At 49.7% G+C, this 13,633-nt stretch carries 12 protein-coding genes; 1 reads left to right on the top strand and 11 read right to left on the bottom strand.

The annotated features are described in order from the left end of the window. Positions 1-110: 110 nt before the first annotated feature. The 11 genes from AC1HDJ_RS03615 to pilM form a co-directional block, all read right to left on the bottom strand. Entirely contained in the window at positions 111-797 is a 687-nt protein-coding gene (locus AC1HDJ_RS03615; protein WP_479533446.1) for a phosphoglycolate phosphatase, read from the bottom strand. Beyond that, positions 794-1,459 (bottom strand): ribulose-phosphate 3-epimerase, encoded by a 666-nt coding sequence (rpe, locus tag AC1HDJ_RS03610; protein WP_479533444.1) that lies wholly within the window; start codon positions 1,457-1,459, stop codon positions 794-796. Before rpe ends, AC1HDJ_RS03615 begins: the two co-directional genes overlap by 4 nt. A 93-nt stretch (positions 1,460-1,552) precedes the next feature. After that, positions 1,553-2,392 (bottom strand): adenine-specific DNA-methyltransferase, encoded by an 840-nt coding sequence (gene dam / locus AC1HDJ_RS03605; protein ID WP_479533442.1) that lies wholly within the window; start codon positions 2,390-2,392, stop codon positions 1,553-1,555. A gap of 72 nt (positions 2,393-2,464) precedes the next feature. Then, positions 2,465-4,192, bottom strand: a complete 1,728-nt coding sequence (locus tag AC1HDJ_RS03600) for an AAA family ATPase (RefSeq protein WP_479533440.1) — start codon at positions 4,190-4,192, stop codon at positions 2,465-2,467. Between the two features lie 5 nt (positions 4,193-4,197). After that, positions 4,198-5,283, bottom strand: coding sequence for a 3-dehydroquinate synthase (aroB, locus tag AC1HDJ_RS03595; RefSeq protein WP_479533438.1), 1,086 nt, complete (start codon positions 5,281-5,283; stop codon positions 4,198-4,200). Between the two features lie 35 nt (positions 5,284-5,318). Next, on the bottom strand, positions 5,319-5,840 hold the full coding sequence (gene aroK / locus AC1HDJ_RS03590; protein WP_438622877.1) for a shikimate kinase AroK: 522 nt from the start codon (positions 5,838-5,840) through the stop codon (positions 5,319-5,321). Between the two features lie 214 nt (positions 5,841-6,054). Continuing rightward, complete coding sequence (locus AC1HDJ_RS03585; RefSeq protein ID WP_479533435.1) at positions 6,055-8,109, bottom strand: type IV pilus secretin PilQ; 2,055 nt, start codon at positions 8,107-8,109, stop codon at positions 6,055-6,057. Between the two features lie 28 nt (positions 8,110-8,137). Beyond that, entirely contained in the window at positions 8,138-8,683 is a 546-nt protein-coding gene (locus AC1HDJ_RS03580; protein ID WP_479533433.1) for a pilus assembly protein PilP, read from the bottom strand. Further along, positions 8,680-9,288: a type IV pilus inner membrane component PilO gene (locus tag AC1HDJ_RS03575; RefSeq protein ID WP_479533431.1), complete on the bottom strand. Its 609-nt coding sequence runs from the start codon at positions 9,286-9,288 to the stop codon at positions 8,680-8,682. The genes AC1HDJ_RS03580 and AC1HDJ_RS03575 overlap by 4 nt, the downstream gene beginning before the upstream one ends. Continuing rightward, the gene (locus AC1HDJ_RS03570; protein ID WP_479533429.1) at positions 9,285-9,854 is read right to left on the bottom strand and encodes a PilN domain-containing protein; all 570 of its coding nucleotides are present in this window, start codon (positions 9,852-9,854) and stop codon (positions 9,285-9,287) included. Before AC1HDJ_RS03570 ends, AC1HDJ_RS03575 begins: the two co-directional genes overlap by 4 nt. Beyond that, a complete protein-coding gene (gene pilM, locus AC1HDJ_RS03565; protein WP_479533427.1) occupies positions 9,854-10,816 on the bottom strand; it encodes a type IV pilus biogenesis protein PilM in 963 nt (320 codons plus the stop codon). Before pilM ends, AC1HDJ_RS03570 begins: the two co-directional genes overlap by 1 nt. A 175-nt stretch (positions 10,817-10,991) precedes the next feature. Here pilM and mrcA point away from each other — a divergent pair, with 175 nt between their 5' ends. Further along, complete coding sequence (gene mrcA, locus AC1HDJ_RS03560; RefSeq protein WP_479533425.1) at positions 10,992-13,553, top strand: peptidoglycan glycosyltransferase/peptidoglycan DD-transpeptidase MrcA; 2,562 nt, start codon at positions 10,992-10,994, stop codon at positions 13,551-13,553. The last annotated feature ends 80 nt before the right edge of the window (positions 13,554-13,633 follow it).

Here is a 13,633-nt window from a genome sequence, read left to right as displayed (position 1 = left end):
ATTCTGCGCAAAAAATAAGCGTCCGAAATGGCAAGTGTTCAAAAATAGCTGATACTCAAAAAGAGTGAGAACCTGCAAAACCCATCGTCAGCAAGATCTACCTACGGCAATCAGCGTACAATACCCAGCGCACCCAACAAGCCAGAGAAGTGATCTAAAACCAGATCAGGCTCACTCTGCGCAATCGGCTCATCATAGTTATAACCATATGTTAGCCCGACACTCGGGCAGCCGGCCGCTTTTGCCGCTTTAATATCATTCTCTGAATCACCAACCACCAGCAGTTCATGCGGGCGCAAGCCAAGCGTCCCTAATACCAAATACAGACCTGCTGGGTGCGGTTTGCGTACCGCAACATCATCGCCACCAATCGTCGGGGCAAAATAGAGATCAAGATTCAACGCTTTAAGCAGCGGCGCAACAAAAGCCGTCGGTTTATTGGTTACAATGGCCAACGGCAAACCCTGCTCTTTAAGGCTAAACAGCGTATCCATTACGCCGGGATAAGTGCGACTGCTGACACACAGGTGAGTCGCATAGTGCTGATCAAAACGGGCGCGGGCTTCCCGCACTTTCACTACGTCAGGCACAAAACCCTCTTGCGCCCAAGTCAATGCACGCTTGACCAGCGAATCTGCGCCATTGCCGACCCATTCACGGACACGCGTTTCACCGGCATGCGGATACTGTAAATCCTGCAGCATTAAATCTATCGCCAGCGCCAGATCCGGTACGCTATCAACCAGCGTGCCATCAAGATCAAACGCGATACCGCGAATGCCGGTAAAATAACTCATCGTGCCAGCTCCGCGCGCATCTGTTCGATCACCGCGCGGTAGTCAGGCTGATTAAAAATGGCGGATCCGGCGACAAACATATCAGCACCAGCATCAGCAATCTGGCGAATGTTGTCTACCGTTACGCCGCCATCAATTTCCAACCGAATCTCACGGCCACTTTGATCGATACGACGGCGCGCTTCGCGCAGTTTATCCAGCGTTCCCGGAATAAACTTCTGCCCGCCAAAACCCGGATTGACCGACATCAGCAAAATTACATCCAGCTTATCCATCACATAATCAAGATAGTGCAGTGGCGTTGCCGGATTAAAAACCAAACCGGCTTTACAACCGTGATCTTTAATCAGCTGTAAGGTCCGGTCGATATGCTCAGAGGCCTCTGGGTGGAACGTGATAAAGCTAGCACCTGCTTTGGCAAAATCAGGAATAATCCGGTCAACCGGTTTAACCATCAGGTGCACATCAATCGGTGCGGTAATTCCGTAATCACGCAGTGCCTGACAAACCATCGGGCCCATCGTTAGGTTGGGCACATAGTGGTTATCCATCACATCAAAATGCACCACATCAGCACCTGCCGCAAGTACCTTAGCAACATCATCCCCCAAGCGGGCAAAATCAGCCGATAAAATCGATGGCGCAATTACGTAATCCTTCATGATGTCACTCTCCAGCAAGATACAGGGAAACTCAGTGTCTGTTATCAACAGTCAACCATTCAGGCGAACCATCAATAACTGAGGGTTATAAAATTATTTGTTATTACGTTTATGTTTTGCAGGCAGAAACAGTGCCAATAATTCATCCACCTTGTTACGTGAGCCACCGTTCCGGCTGATTGTTCGTTTAACCTGTACCACATTCAGCTGAGCCCCCTGATATAAACGGCGGGTCAGTGCGGTATCATGGTTGGAGATCAAGACCGGAATGCGGTGAATCGCCGCGGCACGGTCGGCCAGCTCAGCCAAGGTTGCCTGATCGTCTAGCGAAAACCCATTACTGTGGTAGGTGGTAAAATTGGCGGTGGTAGAGAGCGGCGCATAAGGCGGATCACAATACACCACACAAGTTGGGGTGATTCTGGCCAAGGTGTCGGTATAACTTTCACAAACAAAGGTGGCACGTTTTGCTTTCTCGGCAAAATAGCGCAACTCATCTTCCGGAAAATAGGGCTTTTTGTAGGAACCAAAAGGCACATTGAACCCCCCTTTCAGGTTATAACGGCATAAACCATTAAACCCGTGGCGATTCATGTACAAAAAAATCACCGCGCGGCGATAAGGATCAACGGTGCGATTAAACTCTTCACGTAACGCGTAGTAGGCCAGCGCATTATTGTACTCAGGCGTAAACAGCACCCGCGCATCAATAATAAAACGCTCCACATCCTGTTTAACCAGATTGTAGAGATTAATCAGATCGCTATTAATATCGGCCAGCAAATACTCGTCAAAATCAGTATTCAAAAAAACAGAACCAGCCCCTACAAAAGGCTCGATCAGTCTCTGTCCTGACGGCAAGTGGCGGCGGATCTCGTCAACCAGGCTGTATTTTCCACCGGCCCATTTGAGGAAAGCGCGATACTTCTTCATGCTGTTTTTTGCCACTTATAGTCTGCGTTAAAGCGGCGCATTGTACTCGGATTACCGCGCCGCTTCAGTGTCTTATTGCGCTAGTTTCAATTCAGCTTGAACCAAGCGGTATGATTTTACCCACGGTTGCTCTTTTTTAAGCACTGCCGGTAAGGCCGCGATGGCCTTTTTTGCTGCGCTTACATTGGCATAATTGCCAGTGATAATCACGTACCACGGTTTATTGTTACGGCGAGTCTCGTAGACTGTCAGCGTAGATGCTCGGCCACTTTTCTCCACCAATTTCCAGGCCTCACTAAACGAGTGTGAGCCAGATAATTGTACCGTGTAATGCTTCGGTGAGATTTTCTCAATCTCGGTTTTATCCGACACTTTACCAGAAGCCACCTTACTGTTTTTTGCTGTCGGCAGATGTGCTACGGATGCTTTTTTGTCTGCCGTATTTACACTTTTACCACTGGTAGCCCCTGATTTCGCAGGTGTTTTATGTGCAGTAGAGGCACTGTTTTTCGCGGCTTTGGCTTTATCTGTATCAGATACCACGGCACGGGTCTGCGGTGGCAATGCGGTTGGCAATAATTCTGTCGGCACAGACGATGTCGCGCTCGGGCTCTCGGCACTGTTTGGATTTGGCTGCGCCGTATTTTCAGCTTTTTCAACAGCCAGCAGAGCATCAACTACATTACCCGGCAATACCACACGTTTGCTGCTTTCCGGCAAAATGGTGGCTTGCGTGGTAGTACCGGCGGTGGACGGTGCGGATAACTGCGTCACCGTGCTGTGTTCATTTAGACGAAATTTTTCATCGGCCTGAATCGGAGCAACATCACCACGGCCCAAGCGCCCCTGAACATCGGGGATCGGGTTTAATGCCGTGCCTTCAACCTGCGGCAGTGTCACTGCGCCCGCATGATCAGCGGTATCCTTGCCTGTATCACTGCTAACTGATGGTGCACGATCTCCGGCAACAAAACCTGCCGAGGCGGGCGCTGAATGTTCAGACCACCATACCCAGCCGCCTGCCGCCACTGCCAGCGCAACAAGCACGCCCAGTGAAATCAGGCCCCAAGCCGTACGCGATTCATCATGACGACGCGCTACCGGCACTGCTAAAGGTTCATCATCAAGCGCCGGAACAGCCGGTTTTTCGGCACTCGCCAAAATTGCCGCTGGGCGTAATACCGTTCCGAGCAGCGCCACCGCCTCTTGTGCCGAACGGTCGGCACGCACCAACGCGGCTTTCAGCAATGTCAGTGCTTCTGCTCGTGATAGTGAAGGAATATCAATAGTCATGGGTACAACACCCACTTGCACTGGCAGCACTTTAATTTGCTCAGCCAATCCTTCTGCCGACGCGAACAAAATAACGGCACAACGGCGATTATCCGGCTGTTTACTGGTACCAGCCAGATGCCATAACTCCATCAGCATCGAATCAGACAGCAACTCGGCATTATCAACAATAATCAGCAGATCTCGGCGATCGGCGCGCGCCAACTCAGGTAAAAAATCAGCCAACAACATGGCATCATCATACGCGGCTTTATCCACCAACTGGTGCACCAACAACGAACGCACCAGTGCATCAGATTGCCCCTGTCGGCCCACTAATAACGCCGTACGTACCCGCTCTGCATCTTGTTCATCGAGTAACTGCTGGGCCAGAAAGCTTTTTCCGGCACCCTGCGGAGCACTAATATGAATAAAAGGCGAACCAAAGCGGCTCAGAAAACGTGTGCGTGAAAGCACCTGAGTTTGTGAATCAAGCTCAACCCAAAAACGGGAAGGCGTATGTTCCATGTCTGTTAACCTCGGCATTCGCCAATTGCTGCCAATACGTGGTGCAGTTCGGTACCGCTGACCACATTGGCTTGTCCAATACCTTGTGGCAACACCAGCCGTAATGTGCCGGCCAGTACTTTTTTATCCCGCATCATATGGGGGATATAGCGCTCCGGTGGCATATTTGCAGGGCCACTGACCGGCAGTTTTGCGCGCAATAATAACGCGCGTAAGCGTGCAACATCACTGGCCGAACACTGACCCAACCTCACTGCGGTCAGGGCTGCCATCATCATTCCGGCGGCCACCGCTTCACCGTGTAGCCAAACACCGTAGCCCATTTCAGCCTCAATGGCATGGCCAAAGGTGTGGCCTAGGTTGAGCAATGCGCGTTGCCCTTGCTCTGTCTCATCAGCGGCTACAACTTGAGCTTTAAGCTCACAGCAGCGCTGAATACAGTAGGTTATTGCTTGTGGCTCAAGCGCTTGAACCCGCTCTAGGTTCAACTCAAGCCACTGAAAAAATGCAGCATCAATAATGACACCGTACTTGATCACTTCCGCCAGCCCGGCTGCAAACTCTCTCTCCGGCAGGGTTTGCAAACTCTCAATATCAATAATCACTGAGATGGGCTGATGAAAGGCACCAATCATATTTTTGCCCAGCGGATGGTTCACCGCTGTTTTACCGCCTACTGACGAATCAACTTGCGCCAACAGTGTGGTGGGGATTTGAATAAAATCCACACCACGCTGATAGCAGGCAGCGGCAAAGCCTGTCAGGTCACCGATCACTCCTCCTCCCAGCGCAATCAAGGTCGTATCCCGACCATGATTGTGCTGCAGCAGTGCCGAAAACACCTGATCCAGTACCGTCAGTGATTTATATTGCTCACCGTCGGCCAGTATCAGCGTATCGACCTGACACCCCAACGTTTTTAATGTTGAAGTGACGCAGCTCAGGTACAGCGGAGCGAGTGTCTCATTCGTCACGACCATCACCTTGTCACCGGAGGACAACGGATGAAAAGAAGCCGGGTGCGTAAGCAGTCCGGCTTGAATCGTGATAGGGTAGCTACGCTCCGCGAGTTCTACGGTAATCCTTTCCATGGCATAACTTTCCTGATGGTTTATTGCCTGATGACTTACTGCTTTTCCAACATATCAATGATCTGTGTCGCAACAACTTTTGCGCCTTGATCATCGGTGCGGATGGTAATGTCAGCAATTTCCTCGTACTGAGGATTACGTACAGACGCTAGATCAACTAGCACTTCACGCGGCTCAACATCACCTTGCAACAGCGGGCGCTTTTTATCGCGTTGTGTCCGCGCTAATTGCTTTTCAATCGTGGTTTCTAAATAGACAACAACACCACGCGCAGAAAGACGGTTACGGGTTTCACGGGATTGGATAGAACCACCCCCAGTCGCCAGTACAATGCCCTGCTTTTCAGTCAGATCATTGATCACTTTCTCTTCACGAACACGAAAGCCTTCTTCACCTTCAACATCGAATACCCAGCTAATATCTGCACCGGTACGACGTTCAATTTCTTGATCGGAGTCGAAGAATTCCATATTCAGCATCTGCGCAAGGTATCTGCCGATAGTACTTTTACCGGCACCCATAGGGCCGATTAGGAAAATATTACGTTTCTCTGCCATGTTTTTCGGTTTTTGCTTAAAACAACGTTTAAATACACCTCGCCCCGTCAAAAAAAACACCACGACGAGACATGACCTGAATCCTCAATAAGAACGTAGTACGAGATCAGACTGAAAATTATCTCAAGAGTGGGGCTAGTTTGGCAACAGCATAAAGGCATGCTTTCGAAAACTGCGGCTGCAATCTCCGAAAGCAATCATCAAGGAGAGAGGTTTAACCACTGATAGGATCAGTGCTTACCGGACGATTCATGTTACCTTGAACGACACGTGGCGTAACAAAAATCACTAACTCACGTTTGCCAGATTTATCCATATCACGTCTAAATAGACGCCCCATGACAGGAATATCACCCAGTACCGGTACCTTATCTACACCTTTGATAGTAGTGTGCTGGAATACGCCGCCAAGTACAACTGTTTCGCCATCATCAACCAGAACTTGTGTTTCAACCTCTTGCTTATCCACTGAAACTGCCTCTCCTCTCCCTATCTTATATACTTTACCTGGTGAGTTTTGGCTAACTTTCAGATCTAAAATAATTTGGCCATTAGGCGTAATCTGCGGTGTAACATCTAAGCCGAGCACCGCATCTTTAAATTCAATGGTCGATGCACCGCTCGAACTGGCCACTTCATACGGCAGTTCAGTACCCTGTTTGATGCTGGCCTGCTTTTTATTGGCAGTCAGTAATCGCGGGCTGGCAACCACTTCCACATTATTTTCACGCTCTAACGCTGACAGCTCTAAATCCAGCAATTTGCCGTTAATTTTGGCAATTTGGAAGGCAATAGAGGCAGCACCTGCCGAAGCAGGCATATTTACGTTCAGAAAATTTTCGGTGGTTAACGGCGTTGTAGAGTCAGATAACCCTTCGAGTGATGCCCCTACATCCCCCTGACCTTGTGGCGCAAGCATGCCCCAACGAACGCCAAGTTCATCCAAACTTTCATCGTTAATCGTCACAATACGCGCTTCGATTTGCACCTGACTGACCGGCCTATCCAGTGATGCAACCATCTGGCGAACGGTATCAAGCACGTTATCAATATCACGTACCAGCAAGGTGTTGGTGCGCTCATCTACGGAAACAGAGCCACGGCTAGAGAGCATCCGACCATTGGCAGCGGTTAACATTGCTGCAATATCAGAGGCTTTGGCGAAGTTAATATCAATATATTCAGTAAGTAGCGGTTTTAGATCATTAACTTGTACATCGGCTTCCATCTCACGCCGCTCGCGATCAATTAAGACATCGCTCGGAGCCACCAGTAACACATTGCCATCAATACGCTTATCTAACCCTTTGGCACGTAAGATAATATCCAACGCCTGCTGCCAAGGAACGTTATCCAAACGCAAGGTGATCTCGCCCTGTACGCTGTCAGTGGTTACCAAGTTGAACTGGTTATAATCGGCAATTACCTGCAGCACCGTACGAATCGGTACATTTTGGAAATTCAATGAGATAGGTTTGCTGTATTGCGCCGGATTACTGGTCTGCGCGCGCGCAGAGTTGGCCCGCCGGATCTGCACTTTAACCTGCTGACCGATGCGCTGCTGATCGTAATCCACCGGCCCTTTCAGATCCAATACCAGCCGCGTACTCTGGCCGGTACTCTCACTGCGGATATTTTTCACGGCAGTACCCCGACGGCTGACATCCATTTTATACGGGTCACCGGAGAGCTGGGTACGGGGCAAATCAATCACTAAACGGCCACTGCTCTGCCGAATAGCCAGATCAGCCGGCGGCTGTACAAAACTCAGATTCAGCTCAGCTTGACCATCACCGCGCGGCACAAAATCCATTGACAGCAGCGTACTGCCCGTCGGTTTTAGCACCGGATTATTCTGCAAAGATTGAGCTGCATTACCGGCCGGTTTACCAAGCAGCAAAACATAACTTTTACCCTCAGCTCTGATCTCATAGGGCGCTTGACGGCCTAGGTCAAAAGCCAGTTGAGTACCATTACTTGCAGGCTTAACCCCAATAGCACGCAGCAGCGGGTTATTGACCCGAACCGTATTCCCAACGCGGCTTTTATCAACACCGGAAAATGTCAGTGCCAGCGTATTGGCCAGCATATCTAGCTGCTGCGCGGGGGTAGCAACCGGCTGGTCAAACACCATGCTTACCGCTAGGCGGTCTCCTTCCTGACGCAGCTTAATGTCTTCGAGTGTGGCGGCCCATGCGCTAGCGCTGATGCTGAAACAGGCACCGGCCATTAGCCAATACCCGATACTGAGAACTGCTCCCTTCATCATTATTTTATCCTATATTCTGTGTAACTTATCAGCTACCAAAAGGCGATGTATCCAGCGCCAACGCGACTTGCCGTTGCTGCCAGCAGCCACGGCCATCACTGATCATTTCATTTAGCTCAATTGCTGATGCACTCACTTTATTGATGCTGCCCCAATTCAGCCCGATATGATCACCGGTACCAATGCGGACAAGCTCTGCATCAGGAGTCTCGATCAAGGCCCACAACTGGGCTTTATCGCCAATCACACCACGAAATTTAAGTTTTTCCAGACCGTACTGCTCTAAAGCGGTTTTCTTGCGCTCTGTATTAGGCTGTGCGCAGTCAAATCCACGATCGCCTGCCACTTCCATTTGTGGTGTCATAAACGGGTTACGCAACGGCGCAGCAACAAACAGCAAACGTCCGGTACGCTCGAGCGCCTTCGGCGGGGTCATTTTTTCAAACGGTACACCGCTGTAGATATCTTGCAATACAAGATCCAAATCCTGCTGATCACTGTCACCGCACCCTGCCAGCAACAGACTGATGCTAAGTAGTGCCAGACACCGAACCCCCTGTTGATTGCTCATCATGGTTTCACCTCGGCAGGTTGCAGTGCTTTGAGCTCATCGGCACTCAACAAGCGAAATGTTGTTGCTCGTACCGAAAAACCAAGATTCTCTTCTTGCTTGCGCTCTAATGTCAGGTCACTGAGGGTAATAATGCGCGGTAACAGGGCAATATCACTTGAAAACTGCCCCAGCTCTGAGAAAGAACCTTTTAGCTCTAGTTGCAACGGCAGCGCCTGTAACAGCCCTTGTGGCTGTGGCGCCATCCAGTTGATACGATCAAATTGCATACCGTTACGCGTTCCCACCATGGTGATAGAATCAAGTAACGAGGCCAGCTCATCTTGCGAAGGCAGCTGGCGGCTAAGCAGTGCCAGCTGGTTGGTCAATAATCGATACCGCTCACGGGCAATCGGCAATTGTGCGGCCAGATTAGCTTTACTGCGAATTTGCAGCAGCATCTCTTGCTCTTTAGTTTGTGCATCCTGATAATCCTGCCAGTCAGGCAGCAAGATAAACCATGCAACCACTGCACAGACAATAACTGTCACGAGTGTGATAAATATCCACTGCATTTTGCGTGGCCAGTAGGCTATCTGATCGAGGTCGAGTTCACTCCACTGGCTCATCCTTTGATCTCTCCAAGCTTTTGCTTCATTTCCGATAACAGCTGAAAACGCATTTTGAACTCATCAAAATTGGCGCCATCTTTATTGGCCACAATCGCGTCAATGGATACCGCATCGAGCCAGTAAGAGGATTCAACCTGCCGTACCATCGAGGAGAGACGTACGTTAGACTCACTGCGGCCAGTAATTTCAACCCGCTCACCATTTAGGGTGATTTTGTCGATATACACACCGGTCGGAACAACTAGCGGTAACAAATTAAATAGGCGAGTGACTTGATCGCGCTGACGCTGCAGTGCCGATACCGCCGCTATCCGCTTATTAACCAGCTCCTCTTTTGCTTTAATATCCCGTAACTCTGCCAGTTTGATATCAAGAGTGGTGATCTCCGATTGCAGCCGCGCCAAGCGGTTTTGCTGAGTATCATTGAGCTGTGAAATACTCAGCCACACCGCCGCCAATAGCAAAAACCAGACACCGGCCCATGCCGAAACCTGCCGTAAAAACAACTGTTGTTTTTGATGCCGTTCCAGCTCTCGCCACGGCAGTAAATTGATGCCTTTCATCAACTAGCCTCCCACACAGCTAAACCACAGGCTAACGTAAACGGCCATGCATCTTCTTGCTGTGGCGTGCTCACTGTTAAAGAGAGCCCGGCAAACGGTGACCAGCCCTGTACCGGAATCGAAAGCTGGGCACTCAACAAACGTGCTTCACTTTCATTGATTTTCCCGCTAACCAGCAGGCCGTTGGATTGACGACCGGTTGAGTGATACATCTGACGGATCAGGCCAATCTGGCGGGCCACCTCGTTGAGCCACTGCTCTTGCAGTAAGTTTTCGGGGATAAAAGGCGTTGAATCATCTTGCTGTGGGATATTCAAAGGTTGATCGCGGAAAAACAGCGGCGCATCTGGCACGGAAGAGACCAAAATGTTGCGTGATGATAAATGCACTAACAGTTGTTGCCCAAACTCAATACCGGCCGGCAGCGCACTGCGGGCAAGATCAACGGCACGCCTTAATGCCAACGGGCTAATATCCACCACATCCGCTGTTAACCCGCCTTGTGTCAACATCGAAAGGTACTCATTCATTAGCTCACGGCGCGCAGCCGTAACAACGAGCTTAATACGGCCATTGGCCGTAGGTACGCCTTCGGCGCGAAAATCAAACGCTAATTCATGCGGAGGTAGCGGAAATAGGGCCGGAAGTTCAGCTTCCACCCGAAATAAACGCTCTTGTTCGGTTAAAAAGGCATCCACCATTAAGGTTTTTTGCATAACCGCTGAGCCGGGCAGTGCAATACTCAGCCGGGCCAGACGACGCGGTAGCATTTTTTGCACCTGAAGTAATACACCCTTAAGCAGCTCAGGTTGCACTAAACGGTCGCCTTGAAATGTGCCGGTTGGTAGGGCAATACTATGCCACCCCAACAGCTCCCAGCCTTGTCGACGCGAACGGCACCACACAACCCGAACGGCATCACTGGCAATGTCCAAGCCTACACTGACAGAGCGTGCAAACATGACTCTCCCATACATCTTATTGATGTGCTTCTGACGAAAGATCAAAAAAAACTAAGCAAACTGACGAAAGTGCGAAGAAAAAAACAGCTAAGGGGTTACCCTTTTACGCCATGCCTTTATACTACGCACTTATTGTTAATGAACCGTTAGCTGCTTTAATCGCGGGAATTCTCAGGTGAAGCTCATAAAGTATTTTTTTGTCGTTACACTTAGTTGCATCCTTCTGGGAGGCGCTTCAGTGTACGGCTTATATGTTTACGTCAAGCCTCAGTTGCCCGATGTAGCAACGTTGCGTGATGTCCGATTGCAAACCCCTATGCAGGTTTACAGTGCCGATGGCAAACTGATTTCTCAGTTTGGGGAGAAGCGCCGTATCCCCCTGACACTAGAACAAATTCCACCACAACTGGTGAATGCCTTTATTGCAACAGAAGATAGCCGCTTCTATCAACATGATGGTATTGATCCAATTGGAATTTTGCGAGCTGCCTTGGTTTCTTTGACCGCCGGGCATGCAAAACAGGGTGCAAGTACCATCACCCAACAGTTAGCTCGTAACTTTTTCCTCAGCCCTGAAAAAACCATCATGCGTAAAGTCAAAGAGGTTTTTTTGGCGCTGCGCATTGAACAGTTACTGACAAAAAACGAAATTCTCGACCTCTATCTGAATAAAATTTACTTAGGCTACCGCGCCTATGGTGTCGGTGCGGCCGCACGTGTTTACTTTGGTAAGGATATTGATCAGCTAACACTGAGTGAAATGGCGGTCATTGCTGGGCTGCCGAAAGCGCCCTCAACTCTGAACCCACTCTATTCACTGACCCGCTCAGAAAATCGCCGCAATGTGGTACTTTCCCGGATGCGGGAAGAGAACTACATCACTCAAAGCCAGTATCAAGAGGCGATTAAACAACCGATTATTGCCAGTTATCACGGTGCTGAAATTGAGCTAAATGCCCCATACTTGGCCGAAATGGTGCGCCAAGAGATGTTCAGCCGCTACGGTGAAGATGCCTATACTGATGGTTTTAAGGTCTACACCACGGTTGACTCTAGCGTACAAACAGCAGCCGACAATGCGTTGCAAGATAATGTTATCGGTTATGATATGCGCCACGGTTACCGAGGGCCTGCCAACCAGCTATGGCAAAATGGCCAGCCGGCCTGGGATAGCAGTAAAATTGTCAGTAGCCTGAAAAATTTACCAACGTATGGCCCATTTCAGGCAGCTGTAGTTACTTCAGTACAAGACAAGAGTGCCACCGCACTGCTCGGTAACGGTGAGAACATTACGCTAAACTGGGATGGCATTAAGTGGGCTCGCCCGTTTATCAGCGATACCCGTCAGGGTGCATCACCTAAAAACGCCCGCACAGTACTCAATGCCGGTGAGCAGATTTGGGTTCGCTCACTCAATGATGTCTGGTGGCTGGGCCAAGTGCCGGATGTTAATTCAGCACTGGTTTCGCTTAATCCAGAAAATGGCGCAGTAAAAGCACTGGTGGGTGGTTTTAGTTATAACCAAAGTAAATTTAACCGTGTAACGCAGTCAATTCGCCAAGTCGGCTCCAACATCAAACCGTTTATCTACGCCGCGGCGTTAGAAAAAGGGTTATCTCTGGCTACCATTCTCAATGATGCACCGATTACCCGTTGGGATTCGGGTGCTGGCAGCAACTGGCGGCCGAAGAACTCACCAGCCGTTTATGATGGCCCACTGCGGTTACGTGAAGGGTTAGGTCTGTCAAAAAACGTGATGATGGTTCGAGCATTACGGGCAATTGGTGTGAATTTTGCGGCCGATTTCCTTGAACGCTTTGGCTTTAATCCCGCAAATATCTCCCGTTATGAGTCTTTGGCGCTAGGCGCGGCTGATTTTACCCCATTGTCTATCGCACGCGGTTACTCGGTCTTTGCTAATGGTGGCTATCTAATCACACCTTATTTCATCAGCAAAATTGAAGATTCAAACGGTAAATTGCTGGAAGAAGCCAAACCACTAATTGCCTGTACAGGAAGCTGCAATATCCCGGTGGTATACGGCCCAACAGCAAAAGCGCCAGTACTGGGTAATGCATTAACCGAAGATCTTCCTGCACAAGATGGTGCTGTGCCAATGCCACAAATTGAGCATGTTGATACAAGCCTACTTACGCAAACGGAAACCAGTGAGGGTTATGCTCCCCATGTGATCAGCACACAACTGGCATTTTTAATTCGTGATGGGCTGGAGTCAGCTATTTGGGGTGAGCCGGGAGCAGGCTGGCAAGGCACCGGCTGGCGAGCAGCAAAACTGCTCAAACGGCACGATATCGGCGGGAAAACCGGTACAACCAACAACTCAAAAGATGCGTGGTACTCCGGATACGGTCCAAGCACGGTAACCACCGTATGGGTTGGGTTTGACGATCACCGCCGCGAATTAGGTCGATCAACACAAAATCCAAACTTAAGTGGTCAGGTTATTTCAGGTTACGAAGGGGGCGCAAAATCAGCCCAGCCAGCATGGAACGCATTTATGCAAGCCGCGCTTAGCGGGATCCCCGAGCAACCTAAGCAAGTCCCTGAGGGTATTTTAAGTATCCCAATTGATATGAGAACCGGCAAATTAGCCGATGGCTCTGGCCGATCACGGGTTGAGTACTTTATTCCGGGAACTGAGCCAACTGAAAAGCCAACGCACGAAGTAGGAACGACCATTATCGATAGCTCGGGCTCTCAGCAAGAGTTGTTCTGATTTAATTATCAAGACCTTGTTTAGCATTGATAATTAAAAAGGCCGCAGCAAATATTATGCTGCGGCCTTTCATTTTGTTC

It is taken from the genome of Plesiomonas sp. ISS29, from assembly GCF_056522795.1.
The sequence above is the reverse complement of the archived record's forward strand: the minus strand, read 5'-3'. Positions and strand labels throughout refer to the sequence as shown.

Bases quoted from the DNA above. Each gene is read 5' to 3' on its own strand.
- AC1HDJ_RS03615 (WP_479533446.1), bottom strand. From the start codon at position 797: ATGAGTTATTTTACCGGCATTCGCGGTATCGCGTTTGATCTTGATGGC.
- rpe (WP_479533444.1), bottom strand. From the start codon at position 1,459: ATGAAGGATTACGTAATTGCGCCATCGATTTTATCGGCTGATTTTGCC.
- dam (WP_479533442.1), bottom strand. From the start codon at position 2,392: ATGAAGAAGTATCGCGCTTTCCTCAAATGGGCCGGTGGAAAATACAGC.
- AC1HDJ_RS03600 (WP_479533440.1), bottom strand. From the start codon at position 4,192: ATGGAACATACGCCTTCCCGTTTTTGGGTTGAGCTTGATTCACAAACT.
- aroB (WP_479533438.1), bottom strand. From the start codon at position 5,283: ATGGAAAGGATTACCGTAGAACTCGCGGAGCGTAGCTACCCTATCACG.
- aroK (WP_438622877.1), bottom strand. From the start codon at position 5,840: ATGGCAGAGAAACGTAATATTTTCCTAATCGGCCCTATGGGTGCCGGT.
- AC1HDJ_RS03585 (WP_479533435.1), bottom strand. From the start codon at position 8,109: ATGATGAAGGGAGCAGTTCTCAGTATCGGGTATTGGCTAATGGCCGGT.
- AC1HDJ_RS03580 (WP_479533433.1), bottom strand. From the start codon at position 8,683: ATGATGAGCAATCAACAGGGGGTTCGGTGTCTGGCACTACTTAGCATC.
- AC1HDJ_RS03575 (WP_479533431.1), bottom strand. From the start codon at position 9,288: ATGAGCCAGTGGAGTGAACTCGACCTCGATCAGATAGCCTACTGGCCA.
- AC1HDJ_RS03570 (WP_479533429.1), bottom strand. From the start codon at position 9,854: ATGAAAGGCATCAATTTACTGCCGTGGCGAGAGCTGGAACGGCATCAA.
- pilM (WP_479533427.1), bottom strand. From the start codon at position 10,816: ATGTTTGCACGCTCTGTCAGTGTAGGCTTGGACATTGCCAGTGATGCC.